Below are 24,796 nucleotides of genomic sequence, written 5' to 3' on the forward strand. Positions count from 1 at the left end.
CTTTATGTTGTAGAGATGAAAATGAGCAGTCGTTTTATTCGCAAGACGTTATTTGTAATCACCTTGGTTTTCGTCATGGGATCGTATTCTTTTTTGTATTTCAATTTCAATAGTTCCGTTGATGAAGTGAGTAGTCAGCAAAGCACTCTTCCAGAGCAAACTGATGTAAATCGCGCCAAGCATGTTGTTGATGAGGAGGGAGTACCTTATCTTGAAATTACCAAAGTGGGGAAGCAGTATCACCCTGCATGGGTTGCTACATATGCTTTAGCATATGCGGGTGTTGAGGCTTATAACTCAGATTTAGAGAATATTGCCGATGATAAAAAGTTTACTGCGTGTATTAATTGGTTAAAAACTAATCTTAAGCAACATTCCAATGGAACATGGGTCTGGTATTACTACTTTGACAGTACTTATAACGACGTTTCTATTAAGGCACCTTGGTCAAGCCCTTTTGCGCAAGCGCTGGGAATTCAAGCATTTCTGGTTGCTTATAGAAGAACCAAAGATTTGCAATACGTTGAGCTTGCAAAAAGGGCATCACAATCATTATTTAGGCCTTTGAGGGATGGTGGATTTCTTTTTAAGTCTGGTAAAGATATCTTCTTTGAGGAAATTCCTTCATCAATAGAAAACCCAAGTCACATTTTAAATGGGCACATGCGTGTGCTTTTGGCATTAAAGGACCTTTCGGAGGTTACTCGCGATAAAGAGACAATCTCTTGGCTTAAGCTAGGTGCTGACTCTCTCTATCGATTGTTGCCATTGTACGATAATGGTTATTGGATTCGGTATGATCTAAATCCTCAAAAGTCAGATTTACTCTTTCGTTTTGCTAATCCTTATGGATTCAGAAATATTTCACTTGCAGTTAGTAAAATTACACTTCGTGATCCTGAGACTGGCAAAGAATCCGTTATTAATGTTGGGTCTGCTAATGATTCGGGTGGCCCAAATAGGATTGCCGGGACACATTGGGGACAGCCTGAGTTAATACAAGGAAATCAAGTTAGGCGTTTGGTTTCGGCGGAGTTGGATAATGCTTCGGAGGAAATGTCAGCGCCTCATACATATTTCTACCTTTCATTGCCTAGTGGGTGGAGCAATAATCTTCGTGAGTCGTGGTTGGAGTTATCCATAGAGTATTTTGATGAGTTTCCTGGGAATATGACTATCCAGAAAAGATCAATTTCTCCAGGGGTAGTTTTTCGAGATATGCGCGATGGTGATTTATTCCTCAGTGGTACAAGAACTTGGAGGAAGTGGAGTATCCCAGTGAGGCCATCAGATTTGGGATATTGGGTCGGTCAACTATATGCTGAAAAACATTCTGAATATTTGGAAAAGATATCAGGGTGGGATGAACGTTTTAAAAAATGGAGTTTGGTTGCAAAGGGATACTCGAATATGGCTACCCAATCGCTAAAAGGTGGTACTGAGGTTAAGCCTAAAAGGATGCAGCTTCCGCCGCAAAGCCCTGTGGTTCCCGTATACTCAATAGATAAGAGTGGAGTTGTCATGCAACATACTCCGGATGAGAATACTAAGTGGAACAAGGACGGATCATTCAATCCGACCGGAAGTAAGGGGGCATCGGTTTATTCTCCTTATATTGTTGCGCTTCAGTTATTAAAAGGAAATAAAATTCCAGGAGGAGAACAGTACTCGACAATAAATAGATCTGAAATTACTCGTGACTCAGCCTTGAGGTGGATCTTGAGTTCCGATAACTTTAGGTTAATTGATAACGGTGCGGTGTATTATTATAATTTCAAAAATGTGTATAATGACGTTTCAACTGATTCGGGGTGGCCATCCTCATTTGCTCAAGCATTCATAATAAAGTCTTTGCTCTTTGCGTTTGATAATAAGTTGGGGCGTGCAGATGATGTAACTGCGCAATTGCTAAGAGCTGCCAATTCTTTCCGTGTCCTAGTTGATCGAGGAGGAGTTTGTGCGAAGACCAAAGAAGGTGGATTGTGGTTTGAAGAGGTACCAAATTCCACTCACATACTTAATGGCAATTTAATTAGTCTCTTGGAGATGATTAATTTAACCAAACGTATTGCTTCGAAAGAAGTCCGTGGAATTTTTAAAGATGGTATCGCTACGCTAAAAGAAAAACTATATCTTTTTGATACGGGGTATTGGCTTCGATATGACCAGAATCCTAAGAAAGAAGTATTACTACAGATAGATTGGAAGACGTTAGCCGAGACGCCATTGATTGACGAAATATTTCTAGAGAATCCACAAACGAAAACTTATACGAGAATCGACGTTGGGAATGAGGTCGACTTTAACGGAAGTAGCCGTATATCAGGTCCTGAATGGGGAGATCTGCAAATGGTAGACGGCCGAACTGCTCGAGGCCTTGTTAATGGATATATGCGAAATGCACAAGAAGTTAATGGTGGTACAAGGCATAATGTTTATATGATAATGCAGATTCCAACTAATGCATTTTTGGATTATTTCGACATACCAATGCATCGTCTTGTAATTCGCTATAAAGATACTTCGAAGGGCAACTTGGCTTTAAAAATTCAATCTATTAATAACGGAAACCAACTAAGATTCGTACCGCTACGCTATGGGGTTTGGCGGCTTACTGGTGATAACAAGTGGAAAGAGAAGTCGTTTGAAATTCGTCCACAAGATTTAGGTTGGTACAAGGGAGCTGATTATCAAAAATTTGAAATTGATCAAATTAATGATATTGCTGGTATTGCAGATGACTGGTTTCTAGCTCAGTATTTCATTCGGCATAAGTACTATTTGGAAAAACACCAGGAAGGTAAAACGGTTATTGTTGAAGATTGAATGGAAGGTTATTATTGTTGAATTTCTATCTAGTGTAATTGATTCTTTCACGATTGTGATAATTTTTTTTGCGCGAGAGTGTAATTTGCTGCCTGCATCGACTATGCCTGCTCATGTGATAACTGTGAGGCAGATAGGTAGTAGTTTACGGCTTCTTCAGGCAGGCCGTCAAATTCAATTATACCTTTATTTATCACGATTGTTCTAGAACAAAACTTCCTGATTAGGTTAAGGTCATGGCTCACAATTACTATACATTTTGCGCTGTCTAGAAGGTTGTTCATTCTTTTCTGGGCTTTTTCGTTGAAAGATGAATCTCCCGCTGCAAGCATTTCGTCAAAGAGAAGGATGTGAGGATGTACCGAGGTGGCGATGGCAAATGCTAAACGTACTGACATTCCAGAGGAATAGTATTTTATTGGCACATCGATGAACTCATTCAGCTCGGTAAAGTCAATGATCTCTTGTTCTTTGACTTTGAGTTCATTTCTCGTGAAACCTAGCATGTAACCATTCAGATAGATGTTCTCTCGGCCAGATAGTTCTGGGTTGAATCCGGCACCAACCTCGATCAGAGGTTGAGTAGGTCCATCTACAATGATTGAGCCACTTTGAGGTTTTAGAATCCCGGCTATGGCCTTTAAAAGGGTGCTCTTCCCGGCACCATTCCTGCCGATGATGCCGACTCTCTCTCCAGCTGAAATAGTTAAACTTATATTTTTAAGTGCATCGAATGAGTCTTTGTTTTTTTTGGTATACTGCCGTTTATGGAGTAGATTCATTATTGTGCCTTTGAGGCTATTTTCTTTTGAGTAAAATAGCTCGTAGGTAAGAGTGACATTAGACAGTTTAATCATAGGTGATGTCATAATTTGAAGACGATTTTATTTTCAACTTTTTTAATTGTGACCACGCCAATTATTAACGTTACGAGTCCTAACGCGTAGATCATGATTAAGTTGGATATAGAAAAGGTTGCAGTATTAAATGGTACCCTAATACCTTCAACGTAATACGTTAGTGGATTGAACTTTAAGATGGGTGCAAGATTGCTAGGAAGAATTGATGGATCATAAAGAATCGGAGTCAGGTAAAAAGCTGCTTGCATCAGGAGGGGAATGACATGGATTAGGTCGCGAAAGAAGACTGAGGCGACCGCAAATGTGAGCCCAGCTCCTAGGGTGAAAAAGATGGTTGGTATCAAATAAACAGGTAAGAGAAGTAGACGCCAAGTGAGGTCAACTTTTCCAGTTATAACTCCTAAAGAGAATATGGCAGTTAAGTTAAGTGTCAGAGTAACAACCTCCGTAATGAGTGAGTTTATTGGAAAGATAATCTTAGGAAGATAGATCTTTTTGATAAAGTGCTCATTCATAATGAGTGAGGAGCCAGCTTGCGCCATAGAAGTATTCATGAAGGAGTAAAGTATTACGGCAGGAAAGAAGTACGAGAAGTAATTGGGGATCGTGACTTTCATTCCATGGAAAAATACAAATGCAATGGTTCCGTAAGAAATAATTGGACCAATGAGTGACCAAAAAAAGCCAAGAACTGATCTTTTATAGCGGACCTTCAGATTGGAAGATACTGTTGAGATAGTCACCCATCTATAGAGCCAAAGATCATAGATTTCTTTTTTATAACTGTATAAATTCACTTGAGGTATTGCCACTTTATAAAAGAGTTTGCACTTTATAGTAGTGTATGGGGTGTAAGATTCAAGAAGCATTATTATTGCGCAGCATGCAAAATTTGTGAACTAATTCATGACTCTAGAAAAGTAATGCTTTCAGCTGTCGTTCTGCGGATAGATCGGCCGCAGCATTATGCGAGTTGATTTTGAATTGATAAATTGAGGATATGGTCATTGAATCGAGAGCCTTTGCAATGTCTGTTGCTTCAAAGGACTCTGCTACTTTGCCTAATGCGTACTTTTCAACTAACGAGGCCATCTCTGGAGACGGGCCTACTACAATGGCAAGGCGAGCCTGAATGAATTCAAAAAACTTGTTTGGCAGAGCGTAGCATTCATTATAGTTGCAGGGCCTCAGTGGATAAAGGCCGATGTCGTAATTATTGCAGAAGCGCGCGATCTCTGGCATTGGAACCGGAGGAATAAAACGGATGCGTGGGTTGCTTGAGGCCTTTTGTTTCAACTCATCAAGGTAGGTCGGATCCGAGGGGATCAGCATGAAATCAAGTGAAAAGCGAGTGGACGTATGCTCCATCGCTTCTATCATAAGCTCTAGTCGACGTGATCGAATTGCGCCACCATGGTGAATGATTTTTACATCGTTTGCGTCAACAGCTGTTGGGGTTAATTCCTCGTAAAATGGGCAATTCATGATCACTTCCACGGGAACATTGAATGAGGTGGAGTATTTCTTTGCGATTTCTGGGCCAACGGTAAACACCCTGTCTGCCTCTTTTAGGTAAGTGTTGCACAGGTACATTAGGAACTTGTGGTAAAAGAACCTCCATACTTTGGAGTGGTAATGTTCTTCTGGGGCATACTCATGTGCGTCAATGAAGAGCCGTGCCTTTCCTTTTATGCGTACGGCCAGTGGAAGTGTCTCAATGTCGTTTGCGATGATGAGATCATAGTTAACATTAATAACATTTTCTAGTTTTTTGGATGCAGTTCTTATCTTGCCCAGATGCCAATAGGCCCAGTCATAAAAACCTAATTTTAGTGCAATGGCGAGGGCTAAGCGAAGCCAGGCTGGGGACGCTTTGTAGTTGAGATCGTAAAATTCTCCCGTTGCTAGTTGATCGGGGGGGCGGTGTAGGCCTGCCGCCGAAATCTCATATGAGTTTTGTAAAGCACAGAGTTGTCGATAGATTCTGGGGTCCCGAGAAAGATCTGAGAAAGAGATGATAAGGGCGCGTCTTTTTTTTGTCATTTTGTTTCAGTCACAGGTTAAAAGGTTCGCTGCAAACAGCTAGATTGGCGCGATTGCTCTAAATCGATATTATCACCCGCCGTGGCACGATTTGTGGTGTCCTGATGGTTTTCAGTCAATCGCTTATATAAGTGATTGAGGCCATGCGCTTCTGCTGGGGATTGGCAAGGACAATAAGAAAATGTTTTTCGGAGGAGGTTATACATGTGAAACAATTAAAATTAGTACTCATATTCAAAATGTTCCTTAGAAACGTCACGAATGTAAAGTGCATCTTGTGGGCGATAGTTGCCAAGCTGTAGTGCGACGTAAACTTTCCAATGGTAACTATGGAGTGTTGGATCTTGTAGGGTGCTAGTCCAGTAGGAATATAGGGAAATTATATTCTTTTCTGGTATAGCAATGCCGTTTATTAAATTAAGGTAGGATATACGTGCGATTATTCCGACTGTTGGGTCAAATAGCAAGGATGTTCCGTTATCGCTTTGGTAGATCAATTGGGCATGATTGCCAATAATTCCGCCGTCAAAGCCGATTACTTGCATTTTTCCAGGGTAGTTTACGCCTTTAAGGATTTTAAAGATTCCAGCAAGCAGCCATGGATAGTTACCACAATTAAGATACTTTTCCTGAAGCATTTCTGGGAAGTCGAATTCCGATGAGTTACCATAGGGTGCTAAACCGTGACTAATGATAAGGGAAAATACGGCGGCAGTTTCGTTTTCTGAGAGACCACCTTCGATCTCAGTCTTTATTTCAGACTTGCATTCAGAGTAAAAAGATCTTAATTCAGAGGTTAATACGTCTAGATTTTTAAGTTGTTTCAATGCCGAAATTCGCTCTCTAGAAAAGCATGGGGTGTATCTTGCTGCAGTTCCCCTGGATGCTTGCGTAACTATATCTAGTCCTAAGTCTATCTTTGAAATGTGGTAGTAGTAATCATGGTTTTCCTGAATATTTGTATCGGCGAAGTTGCTTTCGCTAGTTACTCCTATACGCGTCATGGTCGCGCTATCGGAATCTTGGCGATAAATGAAATATTGTTGGTTACGCTTGTCCTTGATTGCTAGATTTATTTTATTATTGGTGCCTATGCCAGATGCAATAAAGTCCTCTTGTTGGAGCCATTTTTCGGTTGAGTCGCGCAAATAGGTGCTTGAGTGGTTTGGGGCACACGCAGCAATAGTAAACCATAAATGTAGAATAAGTATAAAGATTGTGGCTCGGGAGTTCACCCGAAATAGGTAATTCATCATTTGCCCCTAATGCCTGACCTAATATCGGCCTTTATCTTTTTTTCTAAAGTGGTTGGTGCTCTGGGGTGCGTTATTGTCTCAAGTCGAGATTAATGTCTGACTCCATGATTAGGTTGTCGAAAGGACTGGGGTGATTATGCTCTAGTAATAGATCTGTCTAGCTTACAGGTCTTTGATTTTAACACCGCGTCAGTTCCGCTATCTTTAAACGCTCGTGGGACGATGTGTTTAACCTATCTTTGGGCTATCTCTTCATGGTTGATCTAGAACTTTTAAATTAGCTGTTGGCATAATCTAAAAGGCAGGCGGGCTTATTTCGTATAAAGTTATAGTTGAAAAAGTTCATGACAAGCAATTAGATTTACACAATTATTTTAAATCGACACGTCAACTTGTGCAATGCGTTTTTTTGAGAAGGCTCTATGTGTGGAATCGCTGCTTTAATTAATCTGGAACCTCATTCTTCTGACCATGAGGTTTTGAATATGACGGATACAATTTCTCATCGCGGACCAGACGGAAGCGGTACTTTTGTTGAAGGTCGTGTTGCGTTGGGGCACAGGCGTCTATCGATAGTGGACCTATCTGATGCTGGCGCGCAACCAATGCATTTTCAGAATCGTTATGTCATCACCTATAACGGTGAGGTGTACAATCACCACGAACTGCGTGAGGAGCTAGAGTCTCTCGGTCATCGGTTTTCTTCCATGACAGATACTGAAGTAATTCTCGCGGCCTACGCCGCATGGGGAAAGGAGTGTCTTCACAAGTTTAACGGCATGTGGGCATTCGTAATTTATGATCGAGATGCGCAAACGGTCTTTGCTGCCAGAGATCGTTTTGGAGTTAAGCCTCTCTATTACTGGGTTTCGCCCAAAGGGGATCAGTGCGCGTTCGTATCTGAAATCAAGCAGCTAACGGTGTTGAGCTCATGGCAAGCGCGGGCGAATCCTCAAAGATGTTACGATTTTCTTCGTTACGGAGTTCTTGATCATACGAATGAAACTATGTTTGAAGGTGTTCTACAGCTTCGTGGTGGACAAGCTTTGCATGCCAAGTTAACAGAGTTTAATTGCGGATCCGGAGAGGTGCCAGGGATCTACCAATGGTATGATCTTGAACAGAAGATTTCTCCTTACACCGGTGGCTCAGTCTCGCAAGTTTTTGGTAAGATATTTGATGAATCTATCGGCTTGCGCATGCGTGCAGATGTGCCCGTCGGTTCTTGTCTGTCTGGCGGCCTGGACTCGTCTTCGATAGTCTGTACTATGAGCAAACTTCTGGCTAAAAATGGTGGGGTTTCGCAGCAAATGACCTTTTCCGCCTGCGCAAAAATGGAGAAGTATGATGAGCGCAGATTTATCGATCAAGTTGTTGCTGAAACAGGAGTTAATGCCCATTACACATACCCTGACTTTGAAGAGCTTTTTCCGATGTTGTCAAAGCTTACGTGGCATCAGGATGAACCATTTGGATCGACCAGCGTTTTTGCTCAATGGAAGGTTTTCAAGCTTGCCTCAGAAAACTCTGTGAAAGTGATGCTTGATGGCCAGGGTGCAGATGAACAGCTGATTGGTTACCATAGTTTTTTTGGGACTTATTGGGCTGAGCTTCTTAAGAAAGGTCGTCTTCGTCTATTATGGAAAGAGTATAAGGCGGCGCGGATCAAACATAAATATACCATTTTGGGTTTTATAAAGCGACTTGTTTATCATGTACTCCCTATGAAGATATCTGGGGCATTGGTTAGCATTGTAAAGGGGCAGGACCAGTGGGGCTGGTTAAAGCATGACCGGCTTGGTGCTGCGAGGGTCAATCCTCTCGCAAATTTATCTTACTTTTCTTCCACCCATAAAATGTCCGTAGCGCAAATGCTTTCTACGAGTGTGCCGATGTTACTTCACTGGGAGGATCGAGACTCGATGGCACACGGGGTTGAGGCTCGTGTGCCGTTCTTGGACTATCGTTTGGTTGAGTTCACTATGGGCCTACCACCGCAGTTGAAATTGCGAGATGGTGTGACTAAGTCCGTGTTGCGTGAGGCAATGAAGGATCGGTTGCCGCGAGCAATTGGTGGGCGCATGGATAAAATGGGATTTGTGACTCCAGAGGAGCACTGGGTGAGAGAGATTGCGCCTAAAGAGTTTAGAGATGCATTGAATGATGCGATAGACAGGTCAAATGGCGTAGTTGGTTCCGAGATTCTGGAGCAATTTGACAAGATGCTTGAGGGGCGTGTTCCGTATGATTTCCTGTTCTGGCGAATCATCTCTTTCGGCGTGTGGGTAAGGGTATTTGGCGTTAAGGTGGGGCGAGATGCATAGGGTGCCTATTATAATAGTCACTTGCTACTATCCTCCGATTAATCATATTGCCTCTCTGAGAATTGGTTCATTTGGGAAGTATTTTGATAAAAACAAATATGATGTTCACGTTATTGTCTCCTGGACAGCGGAAGGTCCGCCGCCAAGTGAAGATCAAGACGTTTTCGGAAATAAGGTATACTACGTTCGTTCCAAGCCTATAATTTCTGACTTGACGCAGGCTGGAGATATCGGTTGGTGCCGGCACAAATTTTTGGCTCTAAAAAATAAGCTTCTTTACTTCTTTTGCTCTGATGAAAACCCTCAGTTTACCGAAAAAGCTACGAAATTGGCTCTGACTTTGATTGATCGTTTAGCTGCAAGAGTAGTGATTACGTCCTTTGGTCCGCGTTCACCCTTGATTGCTGGCTTGAGGATTAAACTTGAGCGTCCTTCCGTTATGTGGGTATCCGACTTGCGAGACGAGTTGGCGACGGCGGAAAAAATGTCACCCTTTGTTCGAAGAGCGATGGTGTCTTTAGAAAGAAAAATGATTAAATATGCGGATGTGGTAACATCAGTTTCGAAGCCAATGCTTGAGGTTATTGAGCTGTCCGAAAGATATTCAGAGAAGCTATTTGAGGTTAGAAATGGTTTTGACGGTCCCCTTTATCTTCAGCCCCAGGTTGTGGATAATGTCTTTCTTGTGACGTATGCAGGATCGTTCTATGGCACTAGAAAGCCAGATAATTTCTTTGAAGCGCTGAAGATTTTTGTTATGAAAAGCTCTGATGTGAAAATTCTCGTTGAGTTTTATGGAGTTGGTAAATCTATTCTTGTTCCTGAAGGTCTTTCTCGTTATGTAAGAGTTTTTCCACGTATTGAATATAGAGATGTCCAGAGGAAAATTGAGAACTCATCGGCCTTACTGCTGATTCAGCCAACCGATCGGAGAATGGGCGTTTTTACTGGTAAACTTTTTGATTATCTTGCATTTAACAGGCCAATTTTAGGTTTGGTAAATCCAAGTGATGTCGCGGCAGCCCTTATCAAAGAGGCGAATGCTGGATATGTCTGTGATAATGGTGATATTGTTGGTATTGTTGCCATGTTGGAAAAAGCTTATTCCGATTGGCTTTCAAAAAATGGCCCCCAGAGAAACTGGGATGTCGTTCAGAAGTGTCATCGCAGATGGCAATTTCAGGTATTGGAAAATGCAATATCAAGTCGACTGAAGCCATAAGGCTAAAGTGTAAAATGTGAACTTATTTTCTATTGTAAAGAGGAAAAAACATATGCCCGCTAAGTTGAGTAGTTGTGAAAATCCACCTGGTTTCGCAAATACTCTGAGTCGAGTTTTAATTGTGCATCCATGGGGCGTGGGTGATTGGGTCATGTTTTCACCGCTCTTGAGGTCTCTTTATCAGTGCAATCCAAGTGTTCAAATCGATGTAATTCTGCTCAATAGTGCTCTTAAGGATTTTGTTGAATCTTATACTGGGTGCAGGGTCATTTATAATGACGACGGCTCTCGAAGTAAAATTAGGGTTTATTGGGGCTTAATAAAACAGATGATAAAGGTTCAGGTGCCCTACGACTTGGCAATATTTTCAACTGGCGTTAACTCAATTAAAGCGGAATTTCTTAGTGTTTTTCTTCCAGCCAAGCGGAAGGCCGCTATTTACAATCGGAAAGCGATATTAAGGAATATTGACTATTCTATTTCGTATGACTTTAAGAAGTCCCAAGCTGAAAATTGCTTGCAGTTGGTTGGGTGTCTTGGTCTTCCAGCGGTGGATGCCTTGTATATACCTTGCGGAAATCAGGATAAGAGAGTTAGTAGATCTGTATTGATTCACCCAGGGTGCGACCGAGGAAATTTGTATAAGAGATGGGGTATTGAAAATTATATAGCACTGGGGGAGATGCTTATTGCCCAGGGATATTATGTTGGCTTTATTATAGGTCCTTCAGAGCAGGAGTATGTATCAAGGCTTAGTGAATCGGAATCTCGCTTTGTTGTACATCAGGATTTGGATTTCGCTTCCTTGGTACGCACGATTGCTTCATACGAAATTCTAATAAACAATGACTCAGGGGTGGGGCATATTGCCGCTGGTTTGGGTTTGAAGATAGTTAGCTTGTATGGTCCAACGGATCCGAATTTGTATAAACCACTCTCTTCTAAAATTAAGATCATTCAAAAACTGCCTGTGATGGCTTGTATGCCTTGTTATGATAAGAATAGAAGTAGGTATGGATGCAGTTTGAAGCCGTGCATGGCTGATATCACGGTTGATCGAGTATTAGAGAGTGTTTTGAGTTTTAATGAATAGCAGATGCTAAACTCCAATTGACGCTAAGTTTGGCATGTCTCGAGAGAATACCAACTCACTTAGTGACCCTTGTTGCTCAGAGCGAGAAATAGATAGTTCTCGGTAATCAGTCTTTTACCACAGTAAGTTTCCCAAATCTTAGGTAGGGGGCTGAGTGAGCTTGGATCTGCCAGTGTTCGTTGAGGTGAAGAAAAATTTACTTTACTAAGAATTAAAGTGACTTTCTCTGGGGAAGAACAGATCTGTTTGATCTCTGTATCTAAAGCAGCACTCGACTTTATTTCGGGCCAACTGAGTCTGGTGTAAAGTTTTTTGCTGTAGGCGCCGAGTAGAGGAGCCCGAGGAGCTGTGACAATTCGATCGGCTGATGGTTCAACCTTTTCTAATATTGATTTGTAAGCCATCAGAATTCTTTTGTTGTTTTCGGTTGTAATTACAATACCTAGAAAATGATCCTGAATGATTGCGGGCTCTCTAGTGATCTCTGCGATGTCGTCACGGTAAAGTGAGTTATACATATACATTAGGGCCATGACATTGATGAATCCGATAAACAAGTATTGTAGTGATGGACGTTGAAGACTTTTGGCAAATAGGTAAGTCGCCGGAGCAATCACGAGAAATGAAAGATATCCCATTTTTACCAATCCGGTATCGCTTCCCAGAGGATAGAGGCCAATAAATAATAGAGCTATCAGAGTGTATCGAATTGTTGCTTGGTAACCAGTTGTTCTGTCGTTGTGCCAATAATGATAAATTAAGTAGCCAGCCGAAATAAGTATCAGCTGCTGCCCCGGGCTGACAGAGTTCTGGGCGAATACTTCTCTAAAAGCAGCCAGAGCAATAAATACAACTGCTATTGCGGTGTGCATAAGGGGATTGTCTCGATGTTTGCTTGCTAATACCAGAGTTCGTAATCCAAAAGTCACGATTAGCATGACGACAATATTTTTTAAGAGGTCTATTGTATCATGAACATAGATACTAAATAGTTTCTGAATTCCATGGTTTGGTGCGCTGACTTTGTCTGAATAGACTTCCAAGAAAAATGTCTTGTATAGTAGCAACAAAGAGATCATTAGAAAAGGTGATATTCTCAGAATCCATTTAGAAGGAAGATTTTTGGGGCTGATCAAAATCGGCGCTATGAAGGAGCCAATAAAAGAGGTTAGCAGGAGAGGCCATCTGAAAGCGGGTAGAAGAGCCAGTAGAGTGAATACTATCAGAGGGGTGAAGTCGGAGCTATCCTTTTTTATTCTGCTGAGGTTTAGTGCGATCCATGTTAACGGAAGAAGTGCCATGGTGTAATAGTCAGGGATAACTAAGGCTCCTGCGGTAATGGGCTTGGTACTAATAAGAATCCCCGGGATTACGCAGAAGGCAAGAAGACTCTGGTTTGTTCTTGAGGCAATTGTTGCAAGGATAGGCTGAATGCCTCTATAGAATATGATCCCAATAATGCACCAGAGAATTACCCCGAGCGCTTTGAAAAGCATAAAGCTACCTGTTGCAGATATTGCAACGCCTGGAATTAAATTTGAAAGCCAAAAGTAGGCCGATGTATTAAGGAAAAGATCGAAATTTGATAAAGACTTTTGGTTTATAAAATGAAAGCCGAAGTCTGTAAAATCTAGTCCCAGGAAAACTGTTGGTGCTAAGAGAATCAGCAAAACAAAAAATACTAGGCTGGTTTTATTTCGAATGAATTGCATTACCACCCTCTATATAGGGTATAGCTCTTCTCTGGCAATGTTTGCTTGGCACAGCATTTTTTATTGGAGATGTTAATAAGAATCACAATTTTTGTCCGCCTTGGTTTATCCAACAATGAAGGGTGTAAAAGGAATGCGATATTTCCCAACCTTTCCGAATAAGTGCCTTTTGTGCAGCAATATTTTGAATTTGGGTAGAATAGAATATTTCGTGATGCCCTTGTTGGCGGGCCCAGGATACTGATGCGGAAAGTAATTTCTGAAGGAGTCCTTGCCCTTGATAAAGAGGGTGGACTGCGGCCAGAAGGACTTCGCCATGACTCATATGATCCTTTACTGACAGAAACGCAACAAGCTTGCCATCTTCAAATCTGCCCAGAACTTCTGTGGCAACAGTACGATCACGGCAACTGCGTAGTGCCCAGTCCTCATATATTTCCTCACAGCGTTCTGGATTTAGGTTCTTATCCATTGAGTAGTGGCTCGGGTATCCCTTAAAAGCCAGGGATACAACTTCTCGCACTTGTTGAATTGATTTTTCATCCCTTATGGGCGATGCCCAATCATCCGCAGCGCTGTCGCCGGAGGAAATATCTGTACGGTAGTATAAAAGCGTATCTGTTAAAAAGAATCCCTCTCGCTCTAGGGCCTGTAATAAGAAAAGATCCTTCGTGGAAACTCTACAAGTAAGGAGATCATATCCCTCGGCCCGAGCAGTCCTCAGAGATCTTTCAATCTCGTTGATATGGTCAATTATAATTTTGCCTGCTTTGATATTAAATCTTTGAGTTTCTAGAGGGGAATCAATTATCATGTCGGAGCCTCGCGACACCTATCGCGTCTACTAAAGGAAAATTATGAAGATTTCTGCAGTGATCCCAGTCTATGGAGCTCCAAATAGCTTGAGAGAACTTCATCGTGGTCTTCAAAAGACTTTTAACGCAATGAAGTGCGAATATGAAGTCATTTTTGTGAATGACGCTTGTCCTAAAGGATCCTGGGCTAAAATCGAAGAGCTGTGTGCTGAAGACCACAACGTAATTGGGCTAAATCTTGTCAGGAATTTTGGACAACATGCTGCAATTTCTGCGGGGCTGAATCATGCATCTGGGGACTGGGTCACGGTTATGGACTGTGATCTTCAAGATGACCCCTCATATATTCCAAAGCTATTGAGCGCAGCCATCAGCGGATACGACGTTGTTTTGGCGAGTAGAGCCGTGAGGCAAGAGCGTCTTTTTAAGCGACTCCAGTCGTGGATGTTTTATAAGTTTTTAAGTATTTTTTTGGATGTAAATATGGACCACAGGATAGGAAACTATGGGTTATATTCTAAGAGAGTCATCTCTGCTACGAAGACAATGGGCGATAGAATTCGATTCTTTCCATTTCTAATATCTTGGCTTAGGTTTCCAACGACGCAAGTCGAGGTTGTACAAAAACTACGTGACGAGGGTGCTTCGTCATATACTCTTAAAAGAGCTCTTGCCCTTGCTGTGGATGTAGCATTTTCTTCCTCGAATAAACCGCTTCTGTGGAGCGTGCAAATTGGTGCTGCATGTTCTTTGGGCTCATTCCTTATGGGGATCGTTTTTCTAATTAGATTCTTCACGATGGGATTAGCTCCTTCGGGTTGGACGAGTCTCATCGTTACAATTTTCTTCTCAACCGGATTGATACTTTTGAACTTGGGCGTGTTTGGCGTTTATCTCTCGAGGATGAACGATCAAGTTCGATCCAGACCAACCTACCTGATTGGAGAAGCTAAGAATTTAAAATAAAGATCTGAATAAGTGTACGAAAAAATCCAGACTCTACTTTTTGAAGATTTGTGAAGAGATGTAGCAATCTAGTGAAAAAAGATTCTATACTAGGATCTTTTCATACTTATCCAGCAAGATCGAATAGTCTAGGTTTGTTCTGACCCATTGTAGTCCGTTTTTACCCATATCGTGTAGTTCTTTATTGGGAAGGACTGCCATCCTCTGAATCGCCAATGCTAATTCTTCTGGATGATCAGAGGGGACCTTCACTCCGCATTTGGATTCTTCGACAGGATCCCTATCTGTATCGATTGCATAAAGAACAGGCTTTCCCAATGCCATATAGTCGATAAGCTTGTTCGGGCTGATTCCATATTTAAACAGCGGTGACTTCTTAAGGCCGATATAGGCAATATCGAAATAACCAATGACAGTAGCGACTTGGTGCTTTGAGACTGGATCCAAGAAAAGAACGTTATCTAGTCCCAACTTCTGGGCTTCTTGCATAAGGGCTTTTTTTTCCGATCCATCACCAACCAAAACCAAACCGAACTGCTGCTGGTTTTTTAGGTTGGCAAAGGCCTGAACTAAGGAACCCAATGAGTTTGCAAGACTGTGTGCTCCCGCATAGCCTACGATTGTTGAAAAGCGGGATTTAAAATGCCTTAGCTTTTCTTCTGTGTCAGTAGCTAACGGTTGCTTCTGTCTAAGGTCCTGCTCATCAAAGCCGTTGGGAATGTAAACAAAGCGCTCTTTCGGCAGGCCACGCGTATTCATGTGGTCCCAGGCATAGGGGAGCAAAGAAATGACTTTTTTTGAGTGTTTATAAGCAAAATCTTCGGCCCACTGGCATAGAATATAAAACGGATGAGTAGTTTTCATTCCACTCAACTCATGCATGGATAGCGGCCAAATATCACGAACCTCAAAGAAAAGATTGCCGCCAGTAATTTTAGCGATTCGCGCGGCTCCCCAAATAACCAACGGATGGGGGCTTGAGGCGATGACGGCGTCGGCCTTAAAACGCTTAGCAAAGTATCTGGCATACCACCACAGTTTGAACGAAAATAGAAACATACCCAGCGCCCGTTGCAGAGTATTTCCAGAAAACTTTAAGGATTTGATCCAATGATACGGGACACCTTCAATTACCTGTGTTTCGAGGTCAGATTTGATTACCGGATTGATCCGTCTTACGCGGGAATAGCTTGCTGTGATTACCTCAACCTCGTGCCCACGGGCTTTCAGCCCTTGGGCGATATAATAGGGTCGGAAGAGCATTCCCATTTCTTTCGATCCTACATCGTGAGCAATGATCAAAACTTTCATTTTACATGTTCCAAAAGATAATTCACAATTTTATCGCTGGCGTCGCCTTTGCCGTAAATACCCTGGGACCAAGTTGCCTTTTTTGTTTGGATTTCTGTGTATGCGTTTAGAATCTTTTCTGGGGAAGTGCCGACGACTGCATTGTGTCCAACTTCAATAAGTTCAGTCCATTCGGTCTCATCGCGCATGGTGATGCAGGCCTTGTTGAAGAAGTAAGCTTCCTTTTGCAATCCGCCGCTGTCTGTGATCACGAAGGATGTGTTTTTTAGAAGTTCGATCATGTCAAAATAGCCAACTGGGTCGATGATTTTGATTCCGGTTGTGTCGACTTTGTAGTTCTCAATGAATTTCCTAGTGCGCGGGTGAAGCGGCAAGACAACGGGGAACTTTTGGCTGATCTCGCGAAGTGCGCTGAAGATGCCGCTTAGTCGTTCGATTGAGTCCGTGTTTTCAGCTCTGTGAACTGTGCATAGGGCAAACTTATCCAGGTTCAAGCTTGAGAAAATCTTCGCTTTGGACGCGCTATTTTGGGAATAGTACATGGCTGCATCGTACATAACATCGCCGTTTTTAACGATGTGGCAGTCAAAATTGTCGTAACCTTCATTTTTCAAATTTCGAATTGCCGTATCTGTCGGGCAGAACAGGAACTTAGATATTCGGTCGGTCAGGATACGGTTGATTTCCTCTGGCATGCGCATATTAAAGCTGCGAAGTCCTGCCTCGACGTGGGCAATGGGAATATGCAGCTTCGCTGCTGCCAAAGCTCCAGCCAAGGTCGAATTGGTGTCGCCATAGACCATGAGGATATCAGGCTTTTCTTTCAGGCAAAGATCTTCGATGCCTGAAAGCATTTCCCCTGTCATGGCACCATGGCCTTTTCCGGAAATACCCAATTGGTACTTCGGCTTTGGAATCTCCATTTCATCAAAGAATACGTCTGACATGTTGGCATCGAAGTGCTGCCCTGTATGAACAATGATCTCTTCGATGTTCGAATGTTGTGCAATTACTCTGCTGACGGCAGCCGTTTTAATAAACTGAGGGCGAGCGCCTATTACGGTGATGATTTTCATTTTAAATAATCCTTATAAACCTGAAGCCAATTTTCCAGTGCGATCGGGGTGAATATTTCTTTAAAAGACATTAATTTGGATTTGTCGCCGCCATCGCAGTAACGGCTGAATTTGTCTAGGAGAACTTCCTTTTTAACGAAGTTCATTTGATATATCAGGCAGTCCCCTTTGAGCAGGGTTTCGATCTGAGTTCGCAGTTCGTTCTTGAACCATAGTTCCTGAGGGATTGTGAATCCACGCTTGTCAGATCTCCAGGTAATATCTTTGGGTAGGTAAGAGTTTGCGATTTTGCGCAGAATTAATTTGGACCAGCCGTCCTTCAATTTGAAGTCCATGGGAAGATTGATACCGAACTCTGCAATTCGGTAGTCCAAGAAAGGGGCCCGGACTTCGCGTTCGGAAGCCATGGAGAGACGGTCTTCGTAGTGCAGAAGTGCTGGGACTGAGAATGTGAATAAGTCGTCCAGTTGGCGTTCAGATAAAGTCTTGTCTGCAAGCCCAATAAATGGCTGTGGTTGGCCTTTCAGAGAGTTGGATAAAACAGATGGGGAGCCCATGTTTAGTAAACTGACGTAACGCTTTAGCTCCCCTATGTCAAACTCTGAAATAAGATTGCGCGTTTTTAGAAAATGTAAAAGTGTCGTAAAGGCTTTTATCGGTCTCTTTTGTTGAAGCAATGCCTTCACATAGAACCCAAGGTATTTACGGTATCCGCAGAAGATTTCATCCGCCCCTTGTCCAGAGATCAGAACTTTGGTGTTAAGCTCTTTGGCTTTTTCCATCATGAGATAATATGTCACCGCAGATAGAGAGGTGATAGGTTCGTCATTATGCCACTGAACTTTGCTAAGTTGATCGAAAACAGATTGTGGGGCATGTGAAATATTGATTCTTTGGGATTCAATACCCAGGTGGTTTTCAACTTTCTTAATAAAATAAGATTCATCGTAAGCCGGATTGTCAGAAACGACCGAAAGAAACTTCAAAATTTCTTTTGAATCAGGCATGAGGGAGCATCCCACACCACTAAGTAGGGATGAGTCTAATCCTCCAGATAGCAGAAAACCGACATTAACATCACTTCTCAGGCGAATTTTGACCGAATCTTGTATCAGAAACTGCAGTTCATCCTGGGCCCTTTGGGGTGTAACCTGTGAGTCTTCTTTTATGGGAAAATGATAAAACTTTTGAGGTTCTAAAGTTAGGGTATCTTTTTTTAGATCTAACCATGCAAAGGTCCCAGGGGGTAACTTTAAAATCTCCTTGAAGAACGTTTCCGCTTCATTTGTTTCCAATAGGAATTGTTGCAGGTAGGCAGCTACTGGTGCTGGATTAATTTCGAACTTATGCTGCGAGGTCTTTAGAATGTATTTGATTTCAGAGGCCCAGTAAAGCTCAGAGCCGATGTTGTAGTAGTAGAAAGGTTTTTTGCCAAAGCGATCACGGGAGATTAAGATGCGCTCGTTTTTCTTATCCAAGAAGGCAAATGCCCACATACCATTGAGCCTGTTGAGTGCTTTTTCTGCGGGCCAATGAATAAGTGCATTTAATAAGACTTCGGTGTCAGAATTTGTTTTGAACTTAATGCCAAGATTCTGCAGTTCTTGGCGAATCTCCAGGTAGTTATAGATTTCACCGTTGAAAGCGAGGCAGAAGGAATTTGAGTCATCCCAAAATGGCTGATTCGAATGCTCGTGAAGATCTACAATCGCAAGTCGATTGTGCGTTAAATTCAATTGGTATTTTGGGAGCTGAACTGTGGCAACGGCAGCAGCGTCAGGACCTCTATGATTCAATATTAACTTTGAGTCCTGAGCTTTTTGAGATCTGTCTGATTTGGAAAGTATTCCAGCAATGCCGCACATCGGAAGATAGTCTTCGAGGGCTTTCAGGAAGTCAAATTTGTACTCTTAATTGTGCGATGTGATAGCATGCGGTAGGCTGTTAAGTGGATAATGATATTTAGTGGACGTGTGGGGGAGAATTCTTCATACTGCCGCAATATATCTGCCATTGGTGTGTGGCCGCCCTGGCGCCGCGCAACATGGTTGAAGGGAAGAGATGAGAGTTCTAGTTACCGGCGGGGCCGGCTACATCGGTTCACACACAGTGCGGGCGCTTTTAGACGCCCATCATCAGGTTGTTATCATTGACAATATCTCGACAGGATTTGAAGAGGCCGTGCCGGCGGGAGCAGAGCTTGTGTGTGCAGATGTTCGTGATAAAGGGGTAGTTGCCGATATCATTAAAAATTATGGCACTGAGGCCGTGGTTCACTTTGCGGCGAAGCTAGTGGTGCCGGAGTCTCTGGAAAAGCCGATCGAATATTATGATAATAATACTATGGGTGCATTGTCCGTTATTCAGGCATGTGTAGAGAACAACGTATCCAAGTTTGTTTTTTCTTCAACAGCCGCCGTCTACGGTGATGTGGCTGGTGGATCTTTAGTAACGGAAGGGGCAGCCAGCATCCCCCTCAACCCCTACGGCTCCTCAAAACTCATGAGCGAACAGATCCTCCGTGACTGCGAAAAACCGTACGGCATCCGCTCCGTCTGCCTTCGTTACTTCAATGTCGCAGGTGCGGCCGAAAGCGGTCAAAACGGGCAAAGAACCAAAAACGCCACTCATTTGATCAAGGTTGCCAGCGAAGCCGCCTGCGGCAAACGCGCCTCTGTCGGCATCTTTGGAACTGATTACCCAACCCCCGACGGCACTGGTGTTCGCGATTACATCCACGTGGAAGACCTGGCAGACTTGCATGTGCTGGCCTTGCAGTACCTAAACGAAGGCGGGAAATCCGAGATCTTCAACTGCGGTTACGGTCATGGATTCTCGGTCCGCGAAGTGATCAACACGGTAAAAAAAGTCAGCGGGGTGGACTTCAAGGTCGAAGAACAACCCAGAAGGGCCGGGGACGCGGCTACGTTGGTGGCGGACTCTTCCAAAGTTCGCAAAGCCTTTAACTGGACACCGAAGCGGGATAATCTTGAGCTGATTTGTAGAACCGCTTACGAATGGGAAAAGAAGTTATTCTAAGAAAATCAAAAGAGGGTGTTTATGGCACCCTCTTTCTTTAGGAATTCATTCTATTGACTACTGCTCCGGCGCCAAACTCACCGAAGTGAAGTTCAACCCGGCAAGATTTGCAAACCAAAAATCGCCATCCAGATACTTATCCGCAGCTGTTGTCTCTGACTTAAACGTGGATCCCGGCAGGAAGAAAGCCAAAGTGCCAGTGCCCTTGGTGATCCCGGCGTTGCCAGCGCAGGCGCCCGCCGCGGGGTCTGCATCCAAGGCAAAGCAGCTTGCTGATCCAGCAGAAAGATTCGCTGCTTCGATCACATTTGCACGGTTCGCATCCGCGGCACTGTACTGAATTCCCGTCAGCCCAGAGCCTGAAGTCATGGAGCCTTTTAAAGTCGACAGCTGAGCATAGAAGCCAGCCTGGGCCCCGTTCCCGCTGTTGCCATCATAGTCGTCCATTTTGTAGATGTCAGAGATCGCACCCTCAATCGACTCTGGAATGATCTCACTTGTTCCATCGAGCAGATCCAGCAGAACACGATAGTGTCGGCTCCAACCGCAGGAACCTCCGCCACAATCAGCGTCGATACGGTCAAAGCGTCCTTCATAGGCAAAACGTTTGTTGGTTTCATCAAGTTTCACAGAATAAACGTCTTCATTGTCGACCACACCCTGACCGTTGTTAGAAACTGCCAGTTCTGTGATGCCATCAGATACTTTCACTTTGGCACGATAGTACATGGTGCCAATCTCAAGATCCAATGAGGTGTCATAGTACTGTCCAGAAAGCGTACTGGCCGTCACATCCACAGTCATGGTGCAACTGGATTGCCCGTTGCATGGACCATCTGAAAGCTGTCCTGGTTGGAAGCAGCCGTTACTTTCGGACAACGTCATTTCGATAGTGCGCTGAACTCCATCCCACTGAACACCTTGTTTTTCAAGTGAACAGCTGATGTTCCCAAATAGACCGAAGGCCCCTTGTAAACTGTCCGGTGAACCTGTGTCCTTCGCGATAAAGCAGAAAAACTTCATGCCGGTATAAGCGGCGTCGGAAGAAGACATCTTACATTCAGATGCTTCTGAATCCCAGTACCCGGACATCGTTGCGTCGCAATCAGTCTGATTGGTTTTCAAAGGCTGAAACAGCGGCTCGCCATGAACTCCGCACTTGGTATCAACGGTGCTCATGGTTTTGATGCTGGCCATGGAAGCTCCGTTCAGAGCACTGTCCATGTTGGCACCCACCTCAGAGATCTTATTGGAAAGGGATGTCACCACTGTCGATGGTTTTGTTGCCAAAACCGCCGTCGTGGATCCATCATCAGAACCACCGCCCCCAGAAGAGCAGCCTGCTAGAATAAGTCCCGCCAACGTCATGATAATTTTATTCGAACACGTCACCAAAAAGCTCCTTCGCGTTTACTTCAAAGATTTGAAGGTTAAAGACGTCAAGCTATCGGCGCCCTCATGTTTTTAAATGAGGGGTGTGAGCGACTTGTAATCTTATTGCGAGTTTATTGAAGAAACTTTGTGCTCTTTTGAGAAGCTCTTAATGTATTGATTCTTAGTTTGGGAAAATAAGAAAAGCCGAGTAGATGCTCGGCTTTTTTAGGCGTGCTATCCAAAGAGAGATGCATCAAGCTTGAGCTGATAATTCTTTGGATGTTTCAGTGCGACCTTCAAGATCCAACAAATAACTTACAACTTCACGTGCACTGTAGGATGTCTTTCCGTCTTTCAGCATACGCGCCACGTTGTTTAAGTCATCCCCGGCTGTCAGCAAGGAGATTTCTTCCTGACCACCGGCTTGGATCTGTGCCATGCCTACATCTGCCATCAAGGCATTGCAAAGACATTTGCGTCCGACCGTATCTTCAAGCAAGCCACCTTTTTTGACATAGTCATTGACCGGCTCAGCCGGGCAGCGCTGCCCAATACTGCCGTCTTCTTTTTGGTAAGCATGACGAAGGTAGCCCAAGTCGCAAATGCGTTTGCGGCTGGCATAAATGGATTCCTCAGAAATAGTCCCCGGCAGACGAGCCGCCTTAAACGGGAAGCCTGTTGGTGAAGATCTTGGATCGGTAAAAATCCAGCCTCCCTCAGGGGCTTTTTCAGTTAAAATAGTTTTAAGCGCATTGTGCTTAAGCTCCTGCTTCACGCCGGATTCTTCCGAGAAAGCAAACAGAGTTCCGACTTGAACCCCGTGAGCTCCCATCGCACGAACTTCCTGCAGTTTTTCCGGGGTTGCATAATAACCCGCCATCCAGAATGGAAGCTCCAGGGCCGCCATTTCTTTCAAACACACTTCATCGCGTTCGCCATAAATAGGCTCGCCCTTGTCGTTTAATTTCATCGGTCCACGTGGAGGCGCATTGTGCCCACCAGCCAAAGGACCTTCGACGATAAATCCATCCACGCGGCCTGTGGATTTTTTCTTTAAGTTCGCAGCCAGGATCGCTGACGAAACAATCGGGAAGAAGTACGGACGCTTCAGCGGAGTTAGCACCGTGTCTTCCATGACCTCTTGAGGATCGAAATAGGTCATGGTGTCTTCCGCAGCACCAGCTACGGGGACTTTCAATCCCGCTTTTTGGTTTTGACTTAGTAAATCCAACGCCCCTGGGATTTCGCGAGGAATCCCAGCCCCCATGATAACGTAGTCAACACCCGCCAACAGTCCACCATAAAGGCACGCTAGATTTGGCAGGACCACTTTTTCCAGAAGGTTCAAACCTACAACACCGTTGTGGCCTTCACGCGCCAGCCACACTTCCACGAAGCAGGCTGCGACAGTTAATTGCAGAAGGAATTTCGGGGATTCAACTGAAAACATCGGGGGACGCTTGTAGGGCTGAAGAGCTGTGCGTCCGCCTTCGATAAAGTAAGTATCCAGAATCTTTTGCGCGATGCTTTGAGAAGGGAAGGCCTTCAGAGCGCGGCGACAATGTCCTTCAAGGTCACCATCTTGCAGGCGGCGCACCAACACGGAATTAATCGCTGTCCCGGAAACCACGCCCAACTGACCTGTTTGAGAAACTGTTTTTGCCAAACGCCAGTCAGAAACCGCGATCCCCATGCCACCTTGAATTACTATCGGATGATTGTATTGCATCCGAGCAATCTATTGGCCCCCGAATTAAGTCGCAATAAAAAATAGCATGTTTATATGTATTTTTGCTGCCACGAGTCGGGATTCTTTGTTGGATGCGAATCCTGATGTTCATTTCTGCGTCCAAATCCACATCCGTGTCGGGCGCAATAGGGGGCAGTCTAAAGCTGTCTCCAAATAAAAGAGGCCCCTTCGGAGCCCCTGCAATGAGGTCTACTTCAAAAACTCCTCATCCAACGCTTCAATCAGTCCTCTGGCTGCAGAAGTGTAGGTAGCCTTCATGCCTTCAAAACCCACTTTTTTCGCCTCAGCAAAATGCTCTGACTTTTCGTAGTTTGTTGAAGGAAGATATCTGCCCGCGACGATTTCCACCTGGGCCGAGCCGCAGTGATTCGGACTTCCAAAAAGACCGAAGCTAATACCGTGCTCTTTTGCTTTTTCATTCGAAACACAGATATTGAAGTAAATCGTTCCCTGGCCGCCAGATCCTAGCAGATCAAGATCTTTGTATCGAGCTTCGGTGGCAGTCTTATTGTGTTCGTTATAGCCGAAGTCAATAAAAGCATCCACTTTGCTTTCGTTTTGGATCTGGGACAGGATCTTTCCTTCGCGCGCAAGACGGTCGATGTATTTTGAACCGGTAGCGTGAACGCCCTGGAATTCTTGACCATAAGTTGGGCTGAAAGCCTGAACGGCAGTAAGGTCGGGCAGGGCTTTGTAGGTGGGTGATGCTTCAGCCAACTGCGCAGGAGTCAGGACCTCGTAACCTTGCTTTTCAAGTTGTGTTTTGATTTCATTCAAGACGGCATCAGAAACCGTGCGATAGTCTGCAAGAGCTGCAGAAGGGCCCATGAAGTAGGTGCGCTCTTTAAGGCTGGCTTCTCTCCAGCCTTTGTCGTCCCATGCTAAAGAAGTGGTCAGGATGCCGATGCGTTTGATCTTTCCATTATAGACCTTGCTGAACTTTCCGTTGTGGGTTTTGAAGCTGGCGTCTTTGGCTTCTTTGTAAGCTTCTTCCTGATGCTTGGTCTGAAGAGCTGTCACCTCGTCCATGCTTTTAACTGTGGCGCAGGCCGGGAGCAAAAGGGCCGTCAATACGCCGATGCCGTATTTTTTCATAGTATAAATCCTCCTTGATTTGTTTACTTCCAAG

At 43.9% G+C, this 24,796-nt stretch carries 18 protein-coding genes; 6 read left to right on the forward strand and 12 right to left on the reverse strand.

Annotated elements, in window-relative coordinates:
• The first annotated feature begins 21 nt into the window (after positions 1 to 21).
• Positions 22 to 2,826 carry a D-glucuronyl C5-epimerase family protein gene (locus ACZ50P_RS07415; RefSeq protein WP_464134726.1) on the forward strand — a complete coding sequence of 935 codons (2,805 nt, stop codon included), beginning with the start codon at positions 22 to 24 and terminating at the stop codon, positions 2,824 to 2,826.
• A 101-nt stretch (positions 2,827 to 2,927) separates the two neighbouring features.
• Here ACZ50P_RS07415 and ACZ50P_RS07420 read toward each other — a convergent pair whose 3' ends face one another.
• The 4 genes from ACZ50P_RS07420 to ACZ50P_RS07435 form a co-directional block, all read right to left on the reverse strand.
• On the reverse strand, positions 2,928 to 3,683 hold the full coding sequence (locus ACZ50P_RS07420) for an ABC transporter ATP-binding protein (protein WP_464134729.1): 756 nt from the start codon (positions 3,681 to 3,683) through the stop codon (positions 2,928 to 2,930).
• An 8-nt stretch (positions 3,684 to 3,691) separates the two neighbouring features.
• Positions 3,692 to 4,555: an ABC transporter permease gene (locus tag ACZ50P_RS07425; RefSeq protein ID WP_464134730.1), complete on the reverse strand. Its 864-nt coding sequence runs from the start codon at positions 4,553 to 4,555 to the stop codon at positions 3,692 to 3,694.
• Between the two features lie 43 nt (positions 4,556 to 4,598).
• Positions 4,599 to 5,729, reverse strand: a complete 1,131-nt coding sequence (locus ACZ50P_RS07430) for a glycosyltransferase (protein ID WP_464134733.1) — start codon at positions 5,727 to 5,729, stop codon at positions 4,599 to 4,601.
• Positions 5,730 to 5,950: 221 nt separating this feature from the next.
• Positions 5,951 to 6,877, reverse strand: a complete 927-nt coding sequence (locus ACZ50P_RS07435) for a hypothetical protein (RefSeq protein ID WP_464134735.1) — start codon at positions 6,875 to 6,877, stop codon at positions 5,951 to 5,953.
• Positions 6,878 to 7,407: 530 nt separating this feature from the next.
• Here ACZ50P_RS07435 and asnB (ACZ50P_RS07440) point away from each other — a divergent pair.
• From asnB (ACZ50P_RS07440) to ACZ50P_RS07450, 3 genes are read left to right on the forward strand one after another with little or no spacing between them, the layout of a single operon-like run.
• Complete coding sequence (asnB, locus tag ACZ50P_RS07440) at positions 7,408 to 9,309, forward strand: asparagine synthase (glutamine-hydrolyzing) (RefSeq protein ID WP_464134737.1); 1,902 nt, start codon at positions 7,408 to 7,410, stop codon at positions 9,307 to 9,309.
• A gap of 1 nt (position 9,310) precedes the next feature.
• The gene (locus tag ACZ50P_RS07445) at positions 9,311 to 10,531 is read left to right on the forward strand and encodes a glycosyltransferase family protein (RefSeq protein ID WP_464134739.1); all 1,221 of its coding nucleotides are present in this window, start codon (positions 9,311 to 9,313) and stop codon (positions 10,529 to 10,531) included.
• Positions 10,532 to 10,547: 16 nt separating this feature from the next.
• Positions 10,548 to 11,624 carry a glycosyltransferase family 9 protein gene (locus tag ACZ50P_RS07450; RefSeq protein WP_464134741.1) on the forward strand — a complete coding sequence of 359 codons (1,077 nt, stop codon included), beginning with the start codon at positions 10,548 to 10,550 and terminating at the stop codon, positions 11,622 to 11,624.
• A 59-nt stretch (positions 11,625 to 11,683) separates the two neighbouring features.
• Here ACZ50P_RS07450 and ACZ50P_RS07455 read toward each other — a convergent pair whose 3' ends face one another.
• Positions 11,684 to 13,336, reverse strand: coding sequence for a hypothetical protein (locus tag ACZ50P_RS07455; RefSeq protein WP_464134743.1), 1,653 nt, complete (start codon positions 13,334 to 13,336; stop codon positions 11,684 to 11,686).
• Between the two features lie 82 nt (positions 13,337 to 13,418).
• Complete coding sequence (locus ACZ50P_RS07460) at positions 13,419 to 14,150, reverse strand: GNAT family N-acetyltransferase (protein WP_464134745.1); 732 nt, start codon at positions 14,148 to 14,150, stop codon at positions 13,419 to 13,421.
• A 43-nt stretch (positions 14,151 to 14,193) separates the two neighbouring features.
• Between ACZ50P_RS07460 and ACZ50P_RS07465 the strand changes: the two genes are divergently transcribed.
• Entirely contained in the window at positions 14,194 to 15,117 is a 924-nt protein-coding gene (locus ACZ50P_RS07465) for a glycosyltransferase family 2 protein (RefSeq protein WP_464134747.1), read from the forward strand.
• 84 nt (positions 15,118 to 15,201) lie between these two features.
• Here the strand turns inward: ACZ50P_RS07465 and ACZ50P_RS07470 are convergent, their stop codons facing one another.
• From ACZ50P_RS07470 to asnB (ACZ50P_RS07480), 3 genes are read right to left on the reverse strand one after another with little or no spacing between them, the layout of a single operon-like run.
• Positions 15,202 to 16,428 (reverse strand): glycosyltransferase family 4 protein, encoded by a 1,227-nt coding sequence (locus ACZ50P_RS07470; RefSeq protein ID WP_464134749.1) that lies wholly within the window; start codon positions 16,426 to 16,428, stop codon positions 15,202 to 15,204.
• Complete coding sequence (wecB, locus tag ACZ50P_RS07475) at positions 16,425 to 17,504, reverse strand: non-hydrolyzing UDP-N-acetylglucosamine 2-epimerase (protein ID WP_464134751.1); 1,080 nt, start codon at positions 17,502 to 17,504, stop codon at positions 16,425 to 16,427. Before wecB ends, ACZ50P_RS07470 begins: the two co-directional genes overlap by 4 nt.
• Positions 17,501 to 19,369, reverse strand: a complete 1,869-nt coding sequence (gene asnB, locus ACZ50P_RS07480) for an asparagine synthase (glutamine-hydrolyzing) (RefSeq protein WP_464134753.1) — start codon at positions 19,367 to 19,369, stop codon at positions 17,501 to 17,503. Before asnB (ACZ50P_RS07480) ends, wecB begins: the two co-directional genes overlap by 4 nt.
• 196 nt (positions 19,370 to 19,565) lie before the next feature.
• Between asnB (ACZ50P_RS07480) and galE the strand changes: the two genes are divergently transcribed.
• On the forward strand, positions 19,566 to 20,543 hold the full coding sequence (gene galE / locus ACZ50P_RS07485) for a UDP-glucose 4-epimerase GalE (RefSeq protein WP_464134756.1): 978 nt from the start codon (positions 19,566 to 19,568) through the stop codon (positions 20,541 to 20,543).
• A gap of 57 nt (positions 20,544 to 20,600) precedes the next feature.
• Here the strand turns inward: galE and ACZ50P_RS07490 are convergent, their stop codons facing one another.
• The 3 genes from ACZ50P_RS07490 to ACZ50P_RS07500 form a co-directional block, all read right to left on the reverse strand.
• Positions 20,601 to 21,935, reverse strand: a complete 1,335-nt coding sequence (locus tag ACZ50P_RS07490; protein ID WP_464134757.1) for a hypothetical protein — start codon at positions 21,933 to 21,935, stop codon at positions 20,601 to 20,603.
• A 235-nt stretch (positions 21,936 to 22,170) separates the two neighbouring features.
• Positions 22,171 to 23,646, reverse strand: coding sequence for a nitronate monooxygenase (locus tag ACZ50P_RS07495; protein ID WP_464134760.1), 1,476 nt, complete (start codon positions 23,644 to 23,646; stop codon positions 22,171 to 22,173).
• A gap of 210 nt (positions 23,647 to 23,856) precedes the next feature.
• Positions 23,857 to 24,762, reverse strand: coding sequence for a hypothetical protein (locus ACZ50P_RS07500; RefSeq protein WP_464134762.1), 906 nt, complete (start codon positions 24,760 to 24,762; stop codon positions 23,857 to 23,859).
• Positions 24,763 to 24,796 lie beyond the last annotated feature (34 nt).

The organism is Bdellovibrio sp. CKG001, from assembly GCF_055397465.1.